The organism is Hydrogenophaga sp. GW456-12-10-14-TSB4 (genome assembly GCF_059424305.1).
Window position 1 is genome coordinate 33838 of sequence record NZ_JBWKZH010000044.1, and the last position, 17239, is coordinate 51076.

The window sequence follows — 17239 nt, forward strand, 5'->3', positions numbered from 1 at the left end:
TTCACACATAAATGTTTTAGACCTCAAGTACGGGTAATTCTGGATCGTCAACCCCCTACCCCGCGTCTACAGTGAACCGCATTCCGGCAACCACCCACAGGAGAACTCCATGACCACCCGCCGAATCGTCCTGACCCGCAGCGCCGCCGTGATCGGCGCCGCATCCACCGGCCTGCTGCTGCCGCAGATCGTGCGCGCACAGTCCGACAAGGTGCGCGTGGGTTTCATGCTGCCGTACACCGGCACCTTCGCCCAGCTCGGCGTGGCGATCGAAAACGGTTTCCGCATGGCGCTCAACGAGCAAGGCGGCAAGCTGGGCGGCCGTGAAGTCGAGTACTTCAAGGTGGACGACGAGTCCAACCCCGCCAAGGGCATCGAGAACGCGACCCGCCTGGTGCAGCGCGACAAGGTGGACGTGCTCGTGGGCACCGTGCACTCGGGCGTGCAGATGGGCATCCACAAGGTCGCGCGCGACACCGGCGTGCTCAACCTGATCCCCAACGCCGGCGTGCACATCGCCACCCGCGCCCAGTGCGCGCCCAACGTGTTCCGCACCTCGTTCACCAACTCGCAGCCCACGCTCGCGCTGGGCAAGGCCATGGTGGCCAACGGCCACAAGAAGGCGGTCTGGATCACCTGGAACTACGCCGCCGGCGACGAAGCCTTTGAAGGTTTCGAGCAGAGCTACACCGCCGCGGGCGGCACCATCATGAAGAAGCTCGGCCTGCCGTTCCCGAACGTGGAGTTCCAGGCGCTGCTGACCGAGATCGCCTCGCTCAAGCCCGATGCCGTGGCCTGCTTCTTCGCCGGCGGCGGTGCCGCCAAGTTCATGACCGACTTCGCCGCGGCCGGGCTGAACAAGAGCATCCAGCTGTACGGCTCGGGCTTCCTGACCGAGGGCACGCTGGAGGCCGCGGGCCCGGCAGCCAACGGCGTGCTCACCACCATGCACTACGGCGATTCGCTCAACACGCCGCGCGACAAGCAGTTCCGCCTGGAATACGCCAAGGCCTTCCGCCTGCAGCCCGACGTGTACGCCGTGCAGGGCTACGACACCGGCCTGCTGCTGGTCAAGGGCGCCAATGCCGTCAAGGGCGACCTCAACAACAAGAAGGCGCTGTACGCCGCCATGGAAGGCGCGACCATCGACAGCCCGCGCGGCAAGTGGACCATGAGCAAGGCCCACAACCCGATCCAGGACATCTACATGCGCAAGGTCGAGAACAAGGAAAACAAGGTGATCGGCATCGCGCAGAAGGCCGTGGCCGATCCGGCCACCGGCTGCCGCATGGGCTGACCGCCCTCGCCTCGCTCAAGCCACCGCAGACCGGCGCCCACAGGCGCTGGTCTGGTTTTTGCTCGCCCTCTTCGTCCGTTTCTCTCCGCCCCGCTTCATGGACTTCGCCAACTTCCTGATCCAGTTGCTCAACAGCCTGCAATACGGCCTGTTGCTGTTCATGCTGGCGGCCGGACTCACCCTGATCTTCGGCATCATGGGTGTGGTCAACCTCGCGCACGGCAGCTTCTACATGCTCGGCGCCTACCTCGCGTGGTTCCTGGCGTCGCAGCTCGACAGCCTGGTGCTGGCCATCGTGCTCGGCACCGTCATCGCCGTCGCGCTGGGCTGGTTGCTGGAGTGGCTGCTGTTCCGCCACTTCTACCACCGCGACCACCTGGACCAGGTGCTGCTGACCTTCGGCCTGATCTACATCTTCGAGGAAGTGCGCTCCATCCTCTGGGGCGACGACGTGCACTCGGTGCAGGTGCCCGAGCTGCTCAACTGGTCGATCCCGCTCACCGACAACCTGTCCTACCCGGTGTACCGGCTGGTGATGTCGGGCGTGTGCGTCGCACTCGCCCTCGGCCTGTACCTGCTCATCTCCAGGACCCGCCTGGGCATGAAGATCCGCGCGGGCGCCTTCAACCGCGAGATGACCGAATCGCTCGGCATCAACATCCGCCTCATCCACGGTGTGGTGTTCGCGCTCGGCGTGGCCCTGGCGGCCATCGCCGGCATGATCGCCTCGCCGGTTTCCAGTGTGTACCCCGGCATGGGCAGCTCGGTGCTGATCATGTGCTTCGTGGTCGTCGTCATCGGCGGCATCGGCTCGGTGCGCGGCGCCCTCGTGGCCGCGCTGCTGGTCGGCCTGGTCGACACCTTCGGCAAGGTGCTGGTTCCGCAGATCGCCGGCATGGCCGTCTACATGCTCATGGCCGCCGTGCTGCTTTACAAGCCTGAAGGGCTGTTCAAACAATGAGTTCGCCCAAAGCCCAGTTGGAAAAACTGCCGCGCAGCATGCAGGTGATCCTGCTGCTGGGCGCCGTCGCCCTCGCCGCCTTCCCTCTCATGCCCCTGACCGGCGTGGACTTCTACCTGCAGATGCTCTCGCAGATGATGATCCTGGCGATCTTCGCCATGAGCCTCGACCTGCTGCAGGGCGTGACCGGCCTGGTCTCGCTCGGCCACGCCGCCTACTTCGGGCTGGCGGGTTATGCCCTGGCCTTCCTCACGCCGGCCGACACACCCATCAGCCTGTGGTGGTCGCTGCCCGTCTCGGCCCTGGGCGCCGGCCTGGCGGCATTGATCATCGGTTTCTTCGTGGTGCGCACGCGCGGCATCTACTTCATCATGGTCACCATGGCCTTCGCGCAGATGGTGTTCTTCCTGTTCTTCGACAACAAGGCGCTGGGCGGCTCGGACGGCATCTACGTGAACTTCCGGCCCGACGCCTCGCTGTTCGGCTGGACCGGCATCGACCTCGAAAACAAGACCACGTTCTACTACTTCACCCTGCTGCTCCTGGTGCTGGTGTACGCCTTCCTGCGGCGCCTGCTGTTCTCGCCCTTCGGCCGCGTGCTCGCCGGCATCCGCGTCAACGAGCACCGCATGCGCGCCGTGGGCTACGGCACCTTCGGCTACAAGCTCGCGGCCTTCACCCTGGCCGGCGCGCTGGCCGGCGTCGCGGGCTTCCTCTGGGCCGCGCAAACCGGCTTCGTGAACCCCGAGCTCATGGGCTTTCACATGAGCGCGCACGCCATCATGATGGTCATCCTCGGCGGCATGGGCAACTTCGCCGGCGCCATCGTCGGTGCCTTCGCGTTCGAGTACGTCATGCACTTCTTCAAGGACCTGACCAAGCACTGGCAGCTGCTCATGGGCAGCTTCATCGTGCTGATCGTGGTGTTCGCGCCGCGTGGCCTGCTGGGCCTGGTGGCGCAGTTCTCGCGCAAGCGGGGTGCCCCATGAGCGAACTCCTGCTCTCGGCCCGCCAGCTCACCAAGCGCTTCGGCGGTCTGGCCGCCGTCAACGACGTGTCGGTGGACCTGCACCGCGACCACATCCACGCCGTCATCGGCCCCAACGGCGCGGGCAAATCCACGCTGACCAACCTGCTCTCCGGCGACCTGCCGCCCACCTCCGGCCGCATCACGCTCAACGGCAGCGACACCGCCGGCAAGAGCCCCGAGCACATCTCGCGCCTGGGCCTGGGCCGCAGCTACCAGAAGACCAACATCTTCCTGCCCTTCACCGTGTGGGACAACGTGCGCCTGGCCGCGCAGTCGCGCGAACGGCACAGCCCCTGGAACCCGCTGCGCTGGCTCTCTTCAGCCGGCGCCATGGCCGACGTCAACCGCCGCTGCGAACGCGCCATCGAACTGGCCGGCCTCACGGCCCGCGCGACCAGCGTCGCCGGCACCACCAGCCACGGCGAGCAGCGCCAGCTGGAGATCGCCATGACCCTGGCCACCGAGCCCACCGTGCTGCTGCTCGACGAACCGCTGGCCGGCATGGGCCAGGCCGAGGCCGAACGCATGGTCGGGCTGCTGCTGAAAATCAAGAAGGATCACGCCATGATGCTCGTGGAGCACGACATGGACGCCGTGTTCACCCTGGCCGACCGGCTCACCGTGATGGTCAACGGCCAGGTGATCGCCAGCGGCACACCAGCCGAAGTCCGCGCCGACGCAGGCGTGCAGGCGGCTTACCTCGGCGAGGAACACTGATGAGCGCCCTGATCCAGGCCACCGGCCTGCACACCCACTACGGCGCCAGCCACATCCTGCGCGGCGTGGACTTCACCGTCGACAAGGGCCAGACCATCGGCCTGATGGGCCGCAACGGCATGGGCAAGTCCACCCTGCTCAAGTCCCTCATGGGCATCGTCAAACCCAGCGGCGGCAAGGTGCACGTGAAAGGCCGGGACATGACCGGCGCCGCCACCTTCGAGGTCGCCCGCCAGGGCATCGCCTACGTGCCCGAAGGCCGGGGCATCTTCGGCAACCTGAGCGTGCGCGAGAACCTCGTGATGTCGGCCCGGGCCGGCACGCAAGGCCAGCGCGAGTGGACCTACGACCGCGTGCTCGAGACCTTCCCGCGCCTGGCCGAGCGCCTGAACCACGGCGGACAGCAGCTCAGCGGCGGCGAGCAGCAGATGCTCACCATCGGCCGCGCGCTCATGACCAACCCCGACCTGCTCATCCTCGATGAAGCCACCGAAGGCCTCGCGCCCCTGATCGCCCGCGAGATCTGGCGCATCTGCGGCCTGATCCGCGAGAGCGGCATCAGCAGCGTGATCGTGGACAAGAACTGGAAACACGTCACCCAGATCACCGACCGCAACGTCATCCTCGTCAAGGGCGAGGTGGTGTTTGAAGGCAGCTCGGAACAACTGCACGCGCAGCCGGAACTGCTGGAACAGTACCTCGGCGTCTGAGAGACCCTATTCGTCGTCCGGCCCCGCCGCACGCCGGTAGACATAGCGGCCGTGCTGGCACGGATGGCAGAAGGTCCATCGGCTGAGGTGCCATTTGAACGCCGCCTGGCTCAGCACGTAGGCCGCCATGCCTCCGATCCACCAAGGCCACAAAGGCACCTCGGCCAGGTAAAGCCCGCCGGCGACCACAGCCAACACCACGGCGAACACCAGGAACTGCCGGCACCGCCGCAGTTCCTCGCCCCTTTGGGGTGTGAAAGACACGGCCCGCCGACAGCGGGTGCATGAAAGCGGCGTCATGGGCGTTCGACCCAGGGGTCCGAGGCACTGTCCCGGTGCCAGCAACGCCAACCGTGGGTGTAGGCGTGCTGGACGTACGGACCGCGCAGGACCCGAGGGAGGTCCTCCTTCGCCTGCTCGACACCCAGGAGGTGCACAGCCTCTGCCCAGTCGGAAACCAGCTTGGATGGCCGCCGGGCCAGCTCGGCATCGGCCAGACCGGCCGCCTGCTCCACCGAGCCGGCGCGAACGAGAAAGCAGGTATCGGGGCCGTTGGCGCCGCCGGTGAACACGTCGTCGGAATCGTTGCCCCAGCGGATGACTTCGTACAGGTTCATGAAGCGCCTCGCCCCTTCAGCGCGAAGGCCGCGAGCCCATGGCCGTGAGCACGCCCAGGCCGATGAACGAGGTGCCCGCGAGGCGGTTGCCCCATACACCGTGCCGCGCAGAGCGGCCCAGGCGCGGCGCGACCAGACTGGCCGTGAGCACGTAGAGGATGTCGGTGCAGCAGGCAATCGCCACGAACACGCCGCCGAGCGCCAGCGTCTGCAGCAAGGGGCTGCCCCCGTGCGCATCCATGAACTGCGGCAGGAAGGCGGCGAAGAACAAGCTGGTTTTCGGGTTCAGCAGCGCCACCACGAAGCCGTCGCGGAACACGCGCCCCAAGGGCTGCGCCGGCACTTGCGGGGCCGTGCCGTCGGTGGCGGGGGCCGCCGCCATCCACAGACGCACGCCCAGGTAAACGAGGTAGGCCGCCCCGGCCCACTTCACGACCGTGAAGGCGGCCGACGACACGGCGAACACGGCGGCCAGGCCGAGTGCGGCGCCCAGGGCATTGGCGAGGTTGCCCAGCGCCACGCCCAGCACGGACGAAAGACCGCAGGCGCGGCCCTGCGCCAGGGTGCGGGCGACGATGTAGACGACGGCGGGCCCGGGGGTCAGGGCCAGCACCAGGCTGGCGCCCACGAAAGCCAGGAGCAAAGGCGTGTCGGGAAGCATGGGGTCTCCGGAAGTCGAGACCGCCAGTATCGCTGTACCGCGAAGCCAGTCGCCGACAGCGGGTTGAAACCCGGTCAGGGCAAGGCCAGCAGATCCACGTGGCCCACGCGCAGGCCGCCCGATGCCGCCCGCGCGTGCCGCCGTTGCCGCCATGCTTCGAGCGCCGCGGTGGACGCGGGGTCCTGCTCACAGGCCGCGTGGGCCATGCCGTCGATGAGCGCGTGATGCAGTGCGCCGGCTTGCGGGCCGTGATGGCTGTGCAGCCACCAGTCGCTGGGCGCGCTGAACACCCGGTAGCCGCTGCCCTGCAGCGCGCGCCGCAGGGCGGGCACGGCCGCCGTGCCGAGCGCCGGGCCGAAGCCCTTGTCGCGCCGCTGGTGCAGGGCAAAGAGCCGGCCGACGATCGTGTCCTGCGGGTCGCCCGGCTCCCAGCCGTGGCGGCCGTCCACGCTGAGCGTGAAAAGCATGGCCGCGCGCGCCGCCACCGCCAGCGCCACGAGCCGTTGCAGCCAACTGGCGCTCACAAGGTCGAGCAAGGCCGAGGCGGTGACGAGGTGTGCCGCGTGCCAGGGCAACGTCTCCAGGTGCTGCGCGAGGTCCAGCTGCCGGCAGACGGTGGACGCCTCGAAGCCCGGGCCCCTGAGAGCGGGCGGCCAGCCGCGCAGCAGCGCGGCGTCGTGGTCCACCGCCAGCCATTGTTGCGCCCCGCCCAGCCGGGGCGCGAGCCAGCGCTGGTTGGCGCCGGTACCGCAGCCCAGGTCGATCACGCGCCAGGGGGTGCCCGCCGCAGGCGCCAGGGCGCGCAGCCGCGCGGCCAGGTGCAACCGTTTCGCAGCCTCGTCGCGCGCGGCGCGGTCGAAGGGTTCCCGCTGCTGCAGCCATCCGGCGCTGAAGCGGGCGGCTTCGCTCACACCACCGCCTCCAGCACGGCCGCGAAGCGCGCCGCCTGCTGCGGCCAGGTCGGCAGCGCGGCAGCGGCGAGGCGCGCACCGGCCGCGAGGCGTTCGCGCCGCCCGGCATCGGACAGCACACGCTCCAGCGCCACCTGCAGCGCTTGCGCATTGCCGGCCGGCACCTGCAGCCCCACCCGCGGCGGCAAGGTCTGCGCCAGCGCACCGCCGTCGGTGGCGACCACCGGCAGGCCGTGGGCGATCGCCTCGGCCACCACCATGCCGTAGCCCTCGTACAACGAGGGCAGCACGAACACATCGGCCGCCAAATAGTGCGCGCGCAAAGCCGTGCCCGGCAGTTCGCCGTGCCAGACCACGCGCTCGCCCAGCGGCGCGGCCAGGGCCTTCAGGCGCGCGGCGGTGTGGGGGTCGCGCTCCGTGTCGCCCACCAGATGCAGCACCCATGAGAGCGGCGTGAGTCCGGCAAGCGCCTCCAGCAGCACGGCATGGCCCTTGCGCGGCGTGACCGAGGCCACGCACAACAGTTGCACCGGGCCCCCGCGCCGGGGTGCGGCCTGTGGCGGGAGCACGGGGTCGGTGCCCGGCTCCACCACGGCGATGCGGGTGGGCGGCAGCCCCAGGGCCGTCACATCGGCCGCGGTGCTGCGGCTGGTCACCACCACCTGCCGCACCAGTTGCAGGGCCTGTGCCTCGGCCACGCGCAGGCGCGCGCTGTCCTTGGCGCTCAGGCCGGTTTCCAGGTGCAGGGGATGGTGCACCAGCGCCACCCAGCGCAAGCGCTGGGCATGCGGCCGCACCACCCGGGCCAGGGCGCCGAACGCCAGGCCGTCGGCCAGCACCAGCGCACCGTCGGGCAAGGCCGCGATGCGGGTCGAGGCGGCCGAAAGGTCGCTGTCGTCGGGCCACGGCCATGCCCCTGCGAGCACCTCGGGCTGCACCGTCCAGCCGGCCTCGCCCAGGGCGAGCGCCAGCCGCCGGTCGTAGGTGTAGCCACCCGTGGGGGTGTGCCAGTCGCCGGGCAGCAGGAAGTGGCAGGTGCGCGGCGCGGCCATGGTTCAGGCGGGCAGCCTGCCCTCGTAGGAAGCCCAGGCCACATGCGATTCATGCAGCGTCACCTTCAGTTGCTGCAGGCCGGCAGACCCTGCATCTGGCCATGCCTGCGCCCCCAGCGCACCGGCCGCGATGCGTGCGGCGATGTGGTCGAAGATCACCTTCGCCAGGAACTCGGTGGTGGTGTTGCGGCCCTTGAATTCGGGCATCGCGTCCAGGTTCTGGAAATTGAGCACGGCCAGCGTCTCGCGCAGCACCTGCGTGGCCAGGCCGATGTCGACCACGACGCCGTCGGCATCCAGCGCCTCGCGGCGCAGCTCCAGGTCCACCACGTAGGTGGCGCCGTGCAGGCGCTGGGCCGGCCCGAACACCGCGCCCTGGAAGCTGTGGGCGATCATGAAGTGGTCTCTGACGTTGACGGCGTACATCGGAAGAAGGGCCTCGGCGAAGTGGAAGGATCACACAGGGTAGTCGATGCGCTGGCACAGCGTGTCGGGCGCATCGGGACCTGCCAGGCGCTCGAGCACCCGGGGCAGTTCCGCGAAGGGCGCGGCGTGGGTGATAAGCGGGTCCAGCACCGGCTCGGTCAGCAGCGAAAGCGCCAGCTCCAGCCGCTGGCGGTGGCTCCAGCGCCCGCGCTGGCGCGGGGCCACATGGCCCACCTGCGAACTCTTGAGCGTGAGCCGCTGCGAGTGGAAGGCCTCGCCCAGCGGCACGCACACCGGGCGGCTGCCATACCAGCTGAGCTCCAGCACGGTGGCTTCAAAGGCCGCCAGCCGCAGCGCGGTGGCCAGCCCCGCAGGCTGGCCACTGGTGTGGATGACCAGATCGGCCTGCGGCTCAGCCTGCTCGGGCAACGCAAAGCCGGCACCGAGCGCGGTCGCGATGCCGGCGCGCGCGGGGTTGGTGTCCACCACCTGCACGCGGCCTTCGGGCAGGCGCGCCGTGAGCCAGGCCACCAGCAGGCCCAGCGTGCCGCCGCCGACCACGGCGATGCGGTCGCCCGGCTCGGGGTGGGCGTCCCAGAGGGCATTGATGGCGGTTTCCAGGTTGGCCGCAAGCACGGCGCGCGCGGCGGGCACACCGGTGGGCAAGGGCACCAGCGCCGAGGCCGGTACCTGGAACACGGTCTGGTGCGGGTGCAGGCAGAACACCTCGCGCCCCAGCAGCTCGGGCGGCCCGGCCTCGACCCGGCCCACGTTCACGTAACCGTACTTCACCGGGCCGGGGAAGTCGCCCGCCTGGAACGGGGCCCGCATGCGCTGCGCCTCGACGGCCGGCACCTCGCCCCGGAACACCAGGCCCTCGGTGCCCCGGCTCACGGCGGTGTGCAGGGTGCGCACGCGCGCAAAGCCCTCAGGCAGCGGCGGCAGGGTTTCGTCGCGGATCTCGGCGCGGCCGGGCGCCACCACCCAACAGGCCTGGGCAGACACGGAAGCCAACGGATCGGAGACGGTGGGCATGGGAGTTCGCGAACAGGAGGTCCAACGGGTCGGCATAGTGTGACCCATGACTTATATTTCCATAATCCTTGAAATATCGTATTATTCAGTGCATGAACGAAACCGATGTCATCCGCGCGCTGGCCGCCCTGGCCCACCCGCTGCGCCTGCGTGTGTTCCGCGCCCTGGTGGTGAATGGCCAGGCGGGCCTCACGCCGGGCGTGATGAGCGAGGCGCTGGCGATACCCAACACCACCCTGTCGTTCCACCTGAAGGAGTTGGCTTCGGCGGGTCTGGTGACCCAGGAGCGCTCCAGCCGGCACCTGGTCTACCGCGCCGCCTACGAGCAGATGAACGGCCTGCTCGGCTACCTCACCGACAACTGCTGCCAGGGCGCGGTGTGCGCCGTGGACAACACTTCCTGCAACTGCTGATGCTTGCCATGACCTCCCCCTCGCCCCTGAACGTGCTCTTCCTGTGCACGCACAACTCCGCCCGCAGCATCCTGGCCGAAGCCACCCTGAACCACCTGGGCCATGGCCGCTTCAAGGCCTTCTCCGCCGGCAGCAGCCCGCGCGAGAACCAGCAGCCCAACCCGCTCGCCCTGGAGGTGCTGCAGCGCGCCGGCATCCCGACCGAAGGCTTGCGCAGCAAGAGCTGGGATGAATTCGGCCAGGCCGACGCACCCCACATGGACCTGGTCATCACCGTGTGCGACAACGCCGCCGGCGAAACCTGCCCGTACTGGCCCGGCCAGCCGGCCACAGCGCACTGGGGCTATGCCGACCCGTCCGAGGCCAAGGGCACGCACGAGCAGCAGCAGGAAGCCTTCCGCGAGACCCTGCTGGCCATCCGCCGGCGCCTGGAGTTTCTGGTCAGCCTGCCACCGGCGAGCGTGGACCGGCTGGCGCTGCAGCACGCGGCGCGCGAACTGGCCCAGCGCTGAGCCGGCATGATCGCGGCCGTCCTGATTTTTGCGTTCACGCTGCTCCTCGTCATCTGGCAACCCCGGGGGCTGGGCATCGGCTGGAGCGCGCTGCTCGGCGCCGGGGTGGCGCTGCTGGCGGGTGTCGTTCAGTTGTCCGACATTCCCGTGGTCTGGGACATCGTCTGGAACGCCACCGCCACCTTCGTGGCGGTCATCGTCATCAGCCTGGTGCTGGACGAGGCCGGCTTCTTCGAGTGGGCCGCCCTGCACTTCGCACGCTGGGGCGGTGGCCGGGGTCCCCGGCTGTTCGCCTTCATCGTGCTGCTGGGCGCGGTGGTCGCCGCGCTGTTCGCCAACGACGGGGCCGCCCTCATCCTGACGCCCATCGTCATGGCCATGCTGGTGGCGCTCGGCTTCTCGCCGGCCGCCACACTGGCCTTCGTCATGGCGGCCGGCTTCATCGCCGACACCGCCAGCCTGCCGCTGGTGGTGTCCAACCTGGTGAACATCGTCTCGGCCGATTTCTTCGACATCGGCTTCAACCGCTACGCCGCCGTCATGCTGCCGGTGAACCTGGCTTCGGTGGCCGCCAGCCTGGTGGTGCTCTACCTGTATTTCCGCCGCGACCTGCCCGCGACCTATGACCTGCGCCAGCTGAAGGCGCCCTCCGCCGCGATCCGCGACCTGAACACCTTCCGGGCCGGCTGGGGTGTGCTGGGCCTGCTGCTGGTGGGCTTCTTCGGGCTGGAGCCGCTGGGCGTTCCCGTCAGCGCGGTGGCGGCGGCCGGCGCGGCCATCCTCCTCGCCGTCGCGGCGCGAGGCCACGTGATCGGCACCCGCAAGGTGCTGAAGGAAGCGCCCTGGCAGATCGTGGTCTTCTCACTCGGCATGTACCTGGTCGTCTACGGCCTGCGCAACGCCGGTTTGACGGGCCACCTCGCCGCGCTGCTGGACCGCTTCGCCCAAGGCGGGGTGTGGGGCGCGGCCCTGGGCACCGGCTTCCTGGCGGCGGCGCTGTCTTCGGTGATGAACAACATGCCCACGGTGCTGGTGGGCGCGCTGTCCATCGACCAGTCCACCGCCACCGGCGTGGTGAAGGAGGCCATGGTCTACGCCAACCTCATCGGCTGCGACCTGGGGCCCAAGATCACGCCCATCGGCAGCCTGGCCACGCTGCTGTGGCTGCACGTGCTGGCCCGCAAGGGCACCACCATCGCCTGGGGCTACTACTTCCGCGTCGGCGTCGTGCTGACGCTGCCCGTTCTCGCGGTCACGCTGGCGGCCCTGGCCCTGCGCCTTGGCGCCACCTGACGTCAATCCCCCGCCAGGTGTTCCTTGCCGACAAACTTCAGACCGACCCCAGGCTCCGTGGAAATGTACCGCGGGGCCGAGGCATCGTCTCCGATCTTGTGGCGCAGCTTGCCCACCAGGATGCGGAGATAGTGCGCGTCTTCCTCGTGGCTGGGGCCCCACATCTCTCGCAGAAGCTGCGACTGCGTCACCAGCCGGCCCGGCTGCTCGACCAGGAACGCCAGCAATGCAAACTCCTTTCGGGTCAAGGTCACGGGCTGTCCCTGGACCCGTACCTCCCGCTGCGCGAGGTCGATGTGCAGGTGTCCATCGTCATAGACCGGCCCAGCCTCGCTGCGCAGGCTCGCCACCCGCAGGAAGGCGCGAATTCGCGCCATCAGCTCCTCGATGCCGAACGGCTTGGTCACATAGTCGTTGGCGCCCGCGTCCAGCAAGGCGACCTTCTCGTCTTCTCCAGACCGCACCGTGAGCACGATGACGGGCACGCGCGACCACTGTCGCAACGCCCGAAGCACGTCTTTGCCATCGCGGTCGGGAAGCCCCAGGTCAAGGACCACGATGTCCGCGCCCTTTCCCGCCAGCAGGCTCAGGCCCTGCTGCCCGGTTTCCGCCAGCAGGGTGAGGTAACCCTGCGAGCGCAGGCTGATGTCGATCAGCTTGCGGATCTGAGGTTCGTCGTCGATGACAAGGACCCGCGCGGGTGGCGCCGAATCGGCGGATGACGTCACTTTTTCATACCTCTTCGATGGACTGCTCGCCCTTGGGCAGGGTCAGCCGGACGGATGTGCCTCGCCCCTGTGGCCCCGGCAGAGCCTCGACCTTACCCATGTGCGCACCCACAATGCCTTGCACGATCGTCAGGCCGAGTCCGGTGCCTTGCCGACCCCGATCGCCGCGCTCCACACTGTAGAACATGTCGAAAATGCGGCGCCGCTCATCCGCCGGAATCCCCGGCCCCCGATCCGAAATGTCGATCTGGACGGCAGGGCCCTCAGCGAGCCTGGCCTGGACCCGGATGGGCTCGTCCGGTGGAGAGAACTTGGCGGCGTTCTCCATCACGTTGAAAAGCGCTTGCTCGATCAGCGCGGGGTGGACGTGGATCAGCCCCACCACGGCGTCGATGTCGATCTCCACCTTCACCGACGGCTCGTAGCGCTGCAGGCGCCGCGCGGCGGAGCCCACCAGCTCGTCCACGCCAATCCAGTCGCGCGTCAAGGTCAGGCCCTGCTGGCCCAGCCGGGTCATGTCGAGCAGGTTCTGGATGTACCGGTCCAGCCGTTCGCCTTCGACGCGAATGGTCTGCAGCAGATCGCTGCGGTCGTCGGCGCTCATGTCCTTGCCATACCGAGCCAGGCTGTCGGCCGCGCCGATCATGGAGGACAAAGGCGAGCGCAGGTCGTGCGAGACCGAGGAAAGCAGGGCCGAACGAAGGCGCTCCGTCTCGCCCGTCACTTTGGCCACTTCCAGCTCCGAGACCAGGCGCGCGCGCAGCGCCGCCTGGCCGATGTCGTCCGTCATGCTCTCGGCCAGGCGCCGCTGCTCGAACGACAGCCGCCCCATGGTCGAGGGAAAGTGCAGGCCCACCACGCCGAGCGTGTCCTGTTCGGACCGGATGGGCAGGAACCACCACGTGGATTGGCCGAGCGTGTCGGTGTACCGGCCGCTGGGCTGCCCGTGCCGCTGCGCCCAGTCTGCCGCGATCAGGTCTTTCTCGGTGAGCTCGCCAGCCACCGCCGACGGTCCGGACTCGCCGTTGATGCGCACCCAGGCCTGGGCGTTCAGGCTCGATTGCAGAACCGATGCACTGGCGCTGATCACCTGGCCGAGATCGGCGGCCTTGGACAGTTGGCGCGCCAGGTTCTGCATGGCGGTCGTGTGCGTGTTCGCGGTGCGCAACGAGATGACCTGCATGCGCAAGCGCGATGCCAGGCGCCCGGCGATCAGGGCGGCGGCCATGAACAGCATGACCGTGGCGACGCCCCGCGGCGCGCTGATGAGGAAGGTGAACCGCGGATCGATGAAGAAGAAGTTGTAGGCCAGGAAACACAGCACCGCAGTGATGACCGCAGCCGCCATGCGCGTGCGCGAGGCCACCAGCAGCACGGCGACCAGGAACACCGTGGAGAGGTCTTCCAGTCCCAGAAAGCGCTCGGCGACGACCGCGGCGGCAATGGCCCCGGCCGTGGCCAGCGCGATCAGGACGGGTTCGCCCTTGGCCAGCCGCTCGCCCGCCAGATCCTGGAACCGGCGGGCGCGTTGCCTCGCCTGCGGGGTGCTGACGATGGTCAGTTCGTAGCGCGCGCCTCTGAGCAACAGCTGCTGGGTCAGCGTGCGGTTGAAGATGCGCGCGATGGGTCGCTCGCGCGTGCGGCCGATCACGATCGAACGCGCGCCGCGCGCGGCCGCCGCGTCCAGCAGCGCTTGCGGGATGTCCGTGTTGTAGAGGATCTCGGTGTCGCCCCCCAGGTTGCGCGCGAGTGCAAAGGCCTTGTCCAGCTCCATCTGCCGCTGCTGCTCGGTGTGCGCCAGGGAGTGCCGCTGTGCGACCGCGCGCTCCAGGTCCTCCGCATGCAGCGCGGCGTCGGCGGAATGACCCGTGTCCACGGCCACCACGGACCAGGGCGCGCCCCGGCGCTCGGCGATGCGCGCACCCGCCCGAACCAGGTATTCCGACTGGCCCTTGCCGTCGATGGCGATGAGCACGTGGCGCTGAATCGCGATGTCCCCCAGCCCACGCGCGGTGCGCGTCTCGCGCAGGTCGGCGTCCACGTGCTCCGCCACGGTCTGCATCGCCAGCTCGCGCAACGCCGTGAGGTTGGATGGGGAGAAGAAGGCCTGCAGCGCTTGCGCCGCCTGCTCTGGCAGGTACACCTTGCCCTGGTTGAGGCGCTCGATCAGCTCGCGCGCGGGCAGATCGACCAGGCGGATGTCCCGCAGCCGCTCGAGCACCGCGTCGGGCACGGTCTCGCTGACGCGAATGCCCGTGATCTGATGCACCACGTCGTTGAGGCTCTCCAAGTGCTGGATGTTGACGGTGGTGTAGACATCGATGCCCGCATCGAGCAGCTCCTCGACATCCTGCCAACGCCGTTCGTGCCGGCTCCCCGGGACGTTGCGGTGCGCCAACTCGTCCACCAGAGCAATGGCGGGCTTGCGGGCCAGCAGGCCATCCAGGTCCATCTCATCCAGCGTTCGACCCTGGTACTCGACCTTGCGCCGCGGCAACTGCGGCAGGCCCTCCAGCAGCGCCTGGGTTTCGCTGCGGCCATGCGTCTCGATGATGCCGATCACCACATCAACCCCCTGGCGGTGCAGCTCGCGCGCGCGGGCGAGCATGGCGTAGGTTTTTCCAACGCCTGGCGCGGCACCCAGGAAGACGGTCAGCCTGCCCGCAGACTGCCGCTGCAACTCACCGATCAGGGCGTCGGCCTGCCCCGTGTTTTCAGCACCCATGTGATCTGTCTTTCTTGCAGAGACGAACCGGTATTGTGGTGGCCGGCGCCGCCTTGGCAATCGGCTTCAATGTGGCCAGCTCCGTGGCGTCCTCACTTTCTGGCAGGTGCGTTCAGCGCGTCCAATGCCAGGTTGAGGTTCAGCACATGAACGCGGGCTTGCCCGAACACGCCGAGTTGCTGGCTGTCGGTGTGCGCCGCCACGAGCCGCTCGACGGCGCTGCGCTCAAGGCCTCGCGCGCGCGCCACGCGCTCGATCTGGATGGCGGCGCCATCCGGGCTGATGTGCGGATCGATGCCCCCGCCGGACTGGGTGAACAAGTCCCCAGGGACCGCCGACGGCTCGACACCTTCACGCTGTGCGATCGCGGCGCGCGTCTCTTCCAGCCGCTTGCGCATGTCGGGGTTGGTCCGCGCCTGGTTGCTGCCGGCCAGGGACATGGTGTTGTAACCGGCCGCGGACGGGCGCGACTGGAAATAGGTGTCGCTGACGAAGGGCTGCGCCACCAGCTCGGAGCCGATGACCTTGCCGTCGCGCTCGATCAGGCTGCCGTTGGCCGTCTTTGGAAACAGCGCCTGCCCCACGCCGACGCCGGCGAGCGAATAGAGAAAGCCAAAACCGGCCAGGGAGAGGATGGTCAGCCCGATCGCGCCGCGCCAGGTGCCGCGGCCGGCCACCGTGGGATGGTCCGCATCGGCCTTGCGTGCGTTGACAGTGAGAGTGGATGTCATGGTCATGGGAAATCCTCAGAGGTTGAACAGCGCCGAGAGCACGACGTCGATGAGCTTGATCGCCACGAACGGCAGCAGCACGCCACCCACGCCATAAATCAGCATGTTGTTGCGCAGCAGATGGGTGGCACTGGCGGGCTTGAAGCGCACGCCACGCAGCGCCAGCGGGATGAGCGCCGGAATCACGAGGGCGTTGAAGATCAGCGCCGACAGCACCGCACTGTTCGGGCTCGACAGGTTCATCACGTTGAGCACGGCCATCGAAGGAATCGCCGCCGCGAAGAGCGCGGGCAGGATGGCGAAGTATTTCGACACGTCGTTGGCCAGCGAAAAGGTGGTCAGCGCGCCCCGCGTGATCAACTGCTGCTTGCCGATCTCGACCACCGCGAGCAGCTTGGCCGGGTCGGAATCCAGGTCCACCATGTTGCCCGCCTCCTTGGCCGCCTGCGTGCCGGAGTTCATCGCCAGCCCCACGTCGGCCTGCGCCAGGGCGGGTGCGTCGTTCGTGCCGTCGCCCACCATGGCCACCAGGCGGCCGCCGGCCTGCTCGGCGCGGATGCGCGCCAGCTTGTCTTCCGGTCGCGCTTCGGCGATGTAGTCGTCCACACCGGCGTCGGCGGCGATGTACGCGGCCGTCAGCTTGTTGTCGCCGGTGATCATGACGGTCTTCACGCCCATCTCGCGCAAGCGCGCGAAGCGCTCCTTGATGCCGTGCTTGATCACGTCTGACAGCTCGACGACCCCCAGCACATGGCGACCATCGCTGACCACGAGCGGCGTCGCTCCTTTGCGCGCCACTTCCGAGACGCGCGCTTCCAGCTCGGCCGGCACGCGGCCGTCCAGGGACTTGACGTGTGCCGCGATGGCATCGAGTGCGCCCTTGCGGATCACACGGTCATCGGGCAGGTCCACGCCCGACATGCGCGTCTGCGCGGTGAAGGGCAGGAAGTGCGCCTTTTCCGGGTCGGCGAGCGTTTCGCCCTTCTCGCGCGCGAGCTTGACGATGGACTTCCCTTCCGGCGTGGGATCGGCCAGGGAGGCCAGCATCGCGGCCTGGCGCAGCAGCGCGGCATCAACGCCGGCCATCGCGTGAAAGGCGGTGGCCTGGCGATCGCCGTGGGTGATGGTGCCGGTCTTGTCCAGCAGCAGCACATCCACATCACCCGCCACCTCCACAGCCTTGCCGGACTTGGCCAGCACGTTGGCCTTGAGCGCACGGTTCATGCCGGCAATGCCGATGGCCGGCAACAGGCCACCGATGGTGGTCGGGATCAGGCAGACCAGCAAGGCCACCAACAGCACGACGTTGATCTGGACGTCCACGAAACCGCCAATGAACGGCAGCGTGACGACCACGATCATGAAGGTCAGCGTCATGACCGCCAGCACGATGCCCAGGGCGATCTCGTTGGGCGTCTTC

19 protein-coding genes are annotated in these 17239 nt (G+C 68.6%); 8 read left to right on the plus strand and 11 right to left on the minus strand.

Annotation, left to right across the window (positions count from 1 at the left end; translation table 11 throughout):
- The first annotated feature begins 109 nt into the window (after positions 1-109).
- From AC07ZS_RS19990 to AC07ZS_RS20010, 5 genes are all read left to right on the plus strand, one after another.
- Positions 110-1297 carry an ABC transporter substrate-binding protein gene (locus AC07ZS_RS19990; protein ID WP_494800277.1) on the plus strand — a complete coding sequence of 396 codons (1188 nt, stop codon included), beginning with the start codon at positions 110-112 and terminating at the stop codon, positions 1295-1297.
- Between the two features lie 97 nt (positions 1298-1394).
- Positions 1395-2258, plus strand: coding sequence for a branched-chain amino acid ABC transporter permease (locus AC07ZS_RS19995; RefSeq protein WP_494800278.1), 864 nt, complete (start codon positions 1395-1397; stop codon positions 2256-2258).
- Positions 2255-3247 carry a branched-chain amino acid ABC transporter permease gene (locus tag AC07ZS_RS20000; RefSeq protein WP_494800279.1) on the plus strand — a complete coding sequence of 331 codons (993 nt, stop codon included), beginning with the start codon at positions 2255-2257 and terminating at the stop codon, positions 3245-3247. The genes AC07ZS_RS19995 and AC07ZS_RS20000 overlap by 4 nt, the downstream gene beginning before the upstream one ends.
- Positions 3244-4005: an ABC transporter ATP-binding protein gene (locus tag AC07ZS_RS20005; protein WP_494800280.1), complete on the plus strand. Its 762-nt coding sequence runs from the start codon at positions 3244-3246 to the stop codon at positions 4003-4005. Before AC07ZS_RS20000 ends, AC07ZS_RS20005 begins: the two co-directional genes overlap by 4 nt.
- Positions 4005-4715 carry an ABC transporter ATP-binding protein gene (locus AC07ZS_RS20010; RefSeq protein WP_494800281.1) on the plus strand — a complete coding sequence of 237 codons (711 nt, stop codon included), beginning with the start codon at positions 4005-4007 and terminating at the stop codon, positions 4713-4715. The genes AC07ZS_RS20005 and AC07ZS_RS20010 overlap by 1 nt, the downstream gene beginning before the upstream one ends.
- Before the next feature lie 6 nt (positions 4716-4721).
- On the opposite strand, the gene AC07ZS_RS20015 is transcribed toward AC07ZS_RS20010, so the two are convergent.
- The 7 genes from AC07ZS_RS20015 to AC07ZS_RS20045 form a co-directional block, all read right to left on the minus strand.
- On the minus strand, positions 4722-4979 hold the full coding sequence (locus AC07ZS_RS20015) for a hypothetical protein (protein WP_494800282.1): 258 nt from the start codon (positions 4977-4979) through the stop codon (positions 4722-4724).
- Between the two features lie 32 nt (positions 4980-5011).
- Positions 5012-5332 (minus strand): hypothetical protein, encoded by a 321-nt coding sequence (locus AC07ZS_RS20020; RefSeq protein ID WP_494800283.1) that lies wholly within the window; start codon positions 5330-5332, stop codon positions 5012-5014.
- Between the two features lie 16 nt (positions 5333-5348).
- Positions 5349-5993 carry a LysE family translocator gene (locus AC07ZS_RS20025; protein WP_494800284.1) on the minus strand — a complete coding sequence of 215 codons (645 nt, stop codon included), beginning with the start codon at positions 5991-5993 and terminating at the stop codon, positions 5349-5351.
- A gap of 74 nt (positions 5994-6067) precedes the next feature.
- Positions 6068-6904 (minus strand): class I SAM-dependent methyltransferase, encoded by an 837-nt coding sequence (locus AC07ZS_RS20030; protein WP_494800285.1) that lies wholly within the window; start codon positions 6902-6904, stop codon positions 6068-6070.
- Entirely contained in the window at positions 6901-7956 is a 1056-nt protein-coding gene (locus AC07ZS_RS20035) for a glycosyltransferase family 4 protein (protein ID WP_494800286.1), read from the minus strand. The genes AC07ZS_RS20030 and AC07ZS_RS20035 overlap by 4 nt, the downstream gene beginning before the upstream one ends.
- 3 nt (positions 7957-7959) lie before the next feature.
- On the minus strand, positions 7960-8382 hold the full coding sequence (locus AC07ZS_RS20040; RefSeq protein ID WP_494800287.1) for a 6-pyruvoyl trahydropterin synthase family protein: 423 nt from the start codon (positions 8380-8382) through the stop codon (positions 7960-7962).
- 30 nt (positions 8383-8412) lie between these two features.
- Entirely contained in the window at positions 8413-9417 is a 1005-nt protein-coding gene (locus AC07ZS_RS20045) for a zinc-dependent alcohol dehydrogenase (RefSeq protein ID WP_494800288.1), read from the minus strand.
- 92 nt (positions 9418-9509) lie between these two features.
- Between AC07ZS_RS20045 and AC07ZS_RS20050 the strand changes: the two genes are divergently transcribed.
- The 3 genes from AC07ZS_RS20050 to AC07ZS_RS20060 are packed head-to-tail and all read left to right on the plus strand — an operon-like array spanning position 9510 to position 11635.
- A complete protein-coding gene (locus AC07ZS_RS20050) occupies positions 9510-9830 on the plus strand; it encodes an ArsR/SmtB family transcription factor (protein ID WP_494800289.1) in 321 nt (106 codons plus the stop codon).
- Positions 9831-9838: 8 nt separating this feature from the next.
- The gene (locus AC07ZS_RS20055; protein ID WP_494800290.1) at positions 9839-10342 is read left to right on the plus strand and encodes an arsenate reductase ArsC; all 504 of its coding nucleotides are present in this window, start codon (positions 9839-9841) and stop codon (positions 10340-10342) included.
- A 6-nt stretch (positions 10343-10348) separates the two neighbouring features.
- Entirely contained in the window at positions 10349-11635 is a 1287-nt protein-coding gene (locus AC07ZS_RS20060; protein WP_494800291.1) for an arsenic transporter, read from the plus strand.
- Between the two features lie 2 nt (positions 11636-11637).
- Here the strand turns inward: AC07ZS_RS20060 and AC07ZS_RS20065 are convergent, their stop codons facing one another.
- From AC07ZS_RS20065 to kdpB, 4 genes are all read right to left on the minus strand, one after another.
- On the minus strand, positions 11638-12363 hold the full coding sequence (locus AC07ZS_RS20065; RefSeq protein WP_494800292.1) for a response regulator: 726 nt from the start codon (positions 12361-12363) through the stop codon (positions 11638-11640).
- Between the two features lie 4 nt (positions 12364-12367).
- Positions 12368-15088 carry an ATP-binding protein gene (locus AC07ZS_RS20070; protein ID WP_494800293.1) on the minus strand — a complete coding sequence of 907 codons (2721 nt, stop codon included), beginning with the start codon at positions 15086-15088 and terminating at the stop codon, positions 12368-12370.
- A 92-nt stretch (positions 15089-15180) separates the two neighbouring features.
- The gene (gene kdpC, locus AC07ZS_RS20075) at positions 15181-15825 is read right to left on the minus strand and encodes a potassium-transporting ATPase subunit KdpC (RefSeq protein WP_494800294.1); all 645 of its coding nucleotides are present in this window, start codon (positions 15823-15825) and stop codon (positions 15181-15183) included.
- A gap of 9 nt (positions 15826-15834) precedes the next feature.
- Positions 15835-17239: potassium-transporting ATPase subunit KdpB (gene kdpB, locus AC07ZS_RS20080; protein ID WP_494800295.1), on the minus strand; the 1405-nt coding region annotated here is incomplete at its 5' end.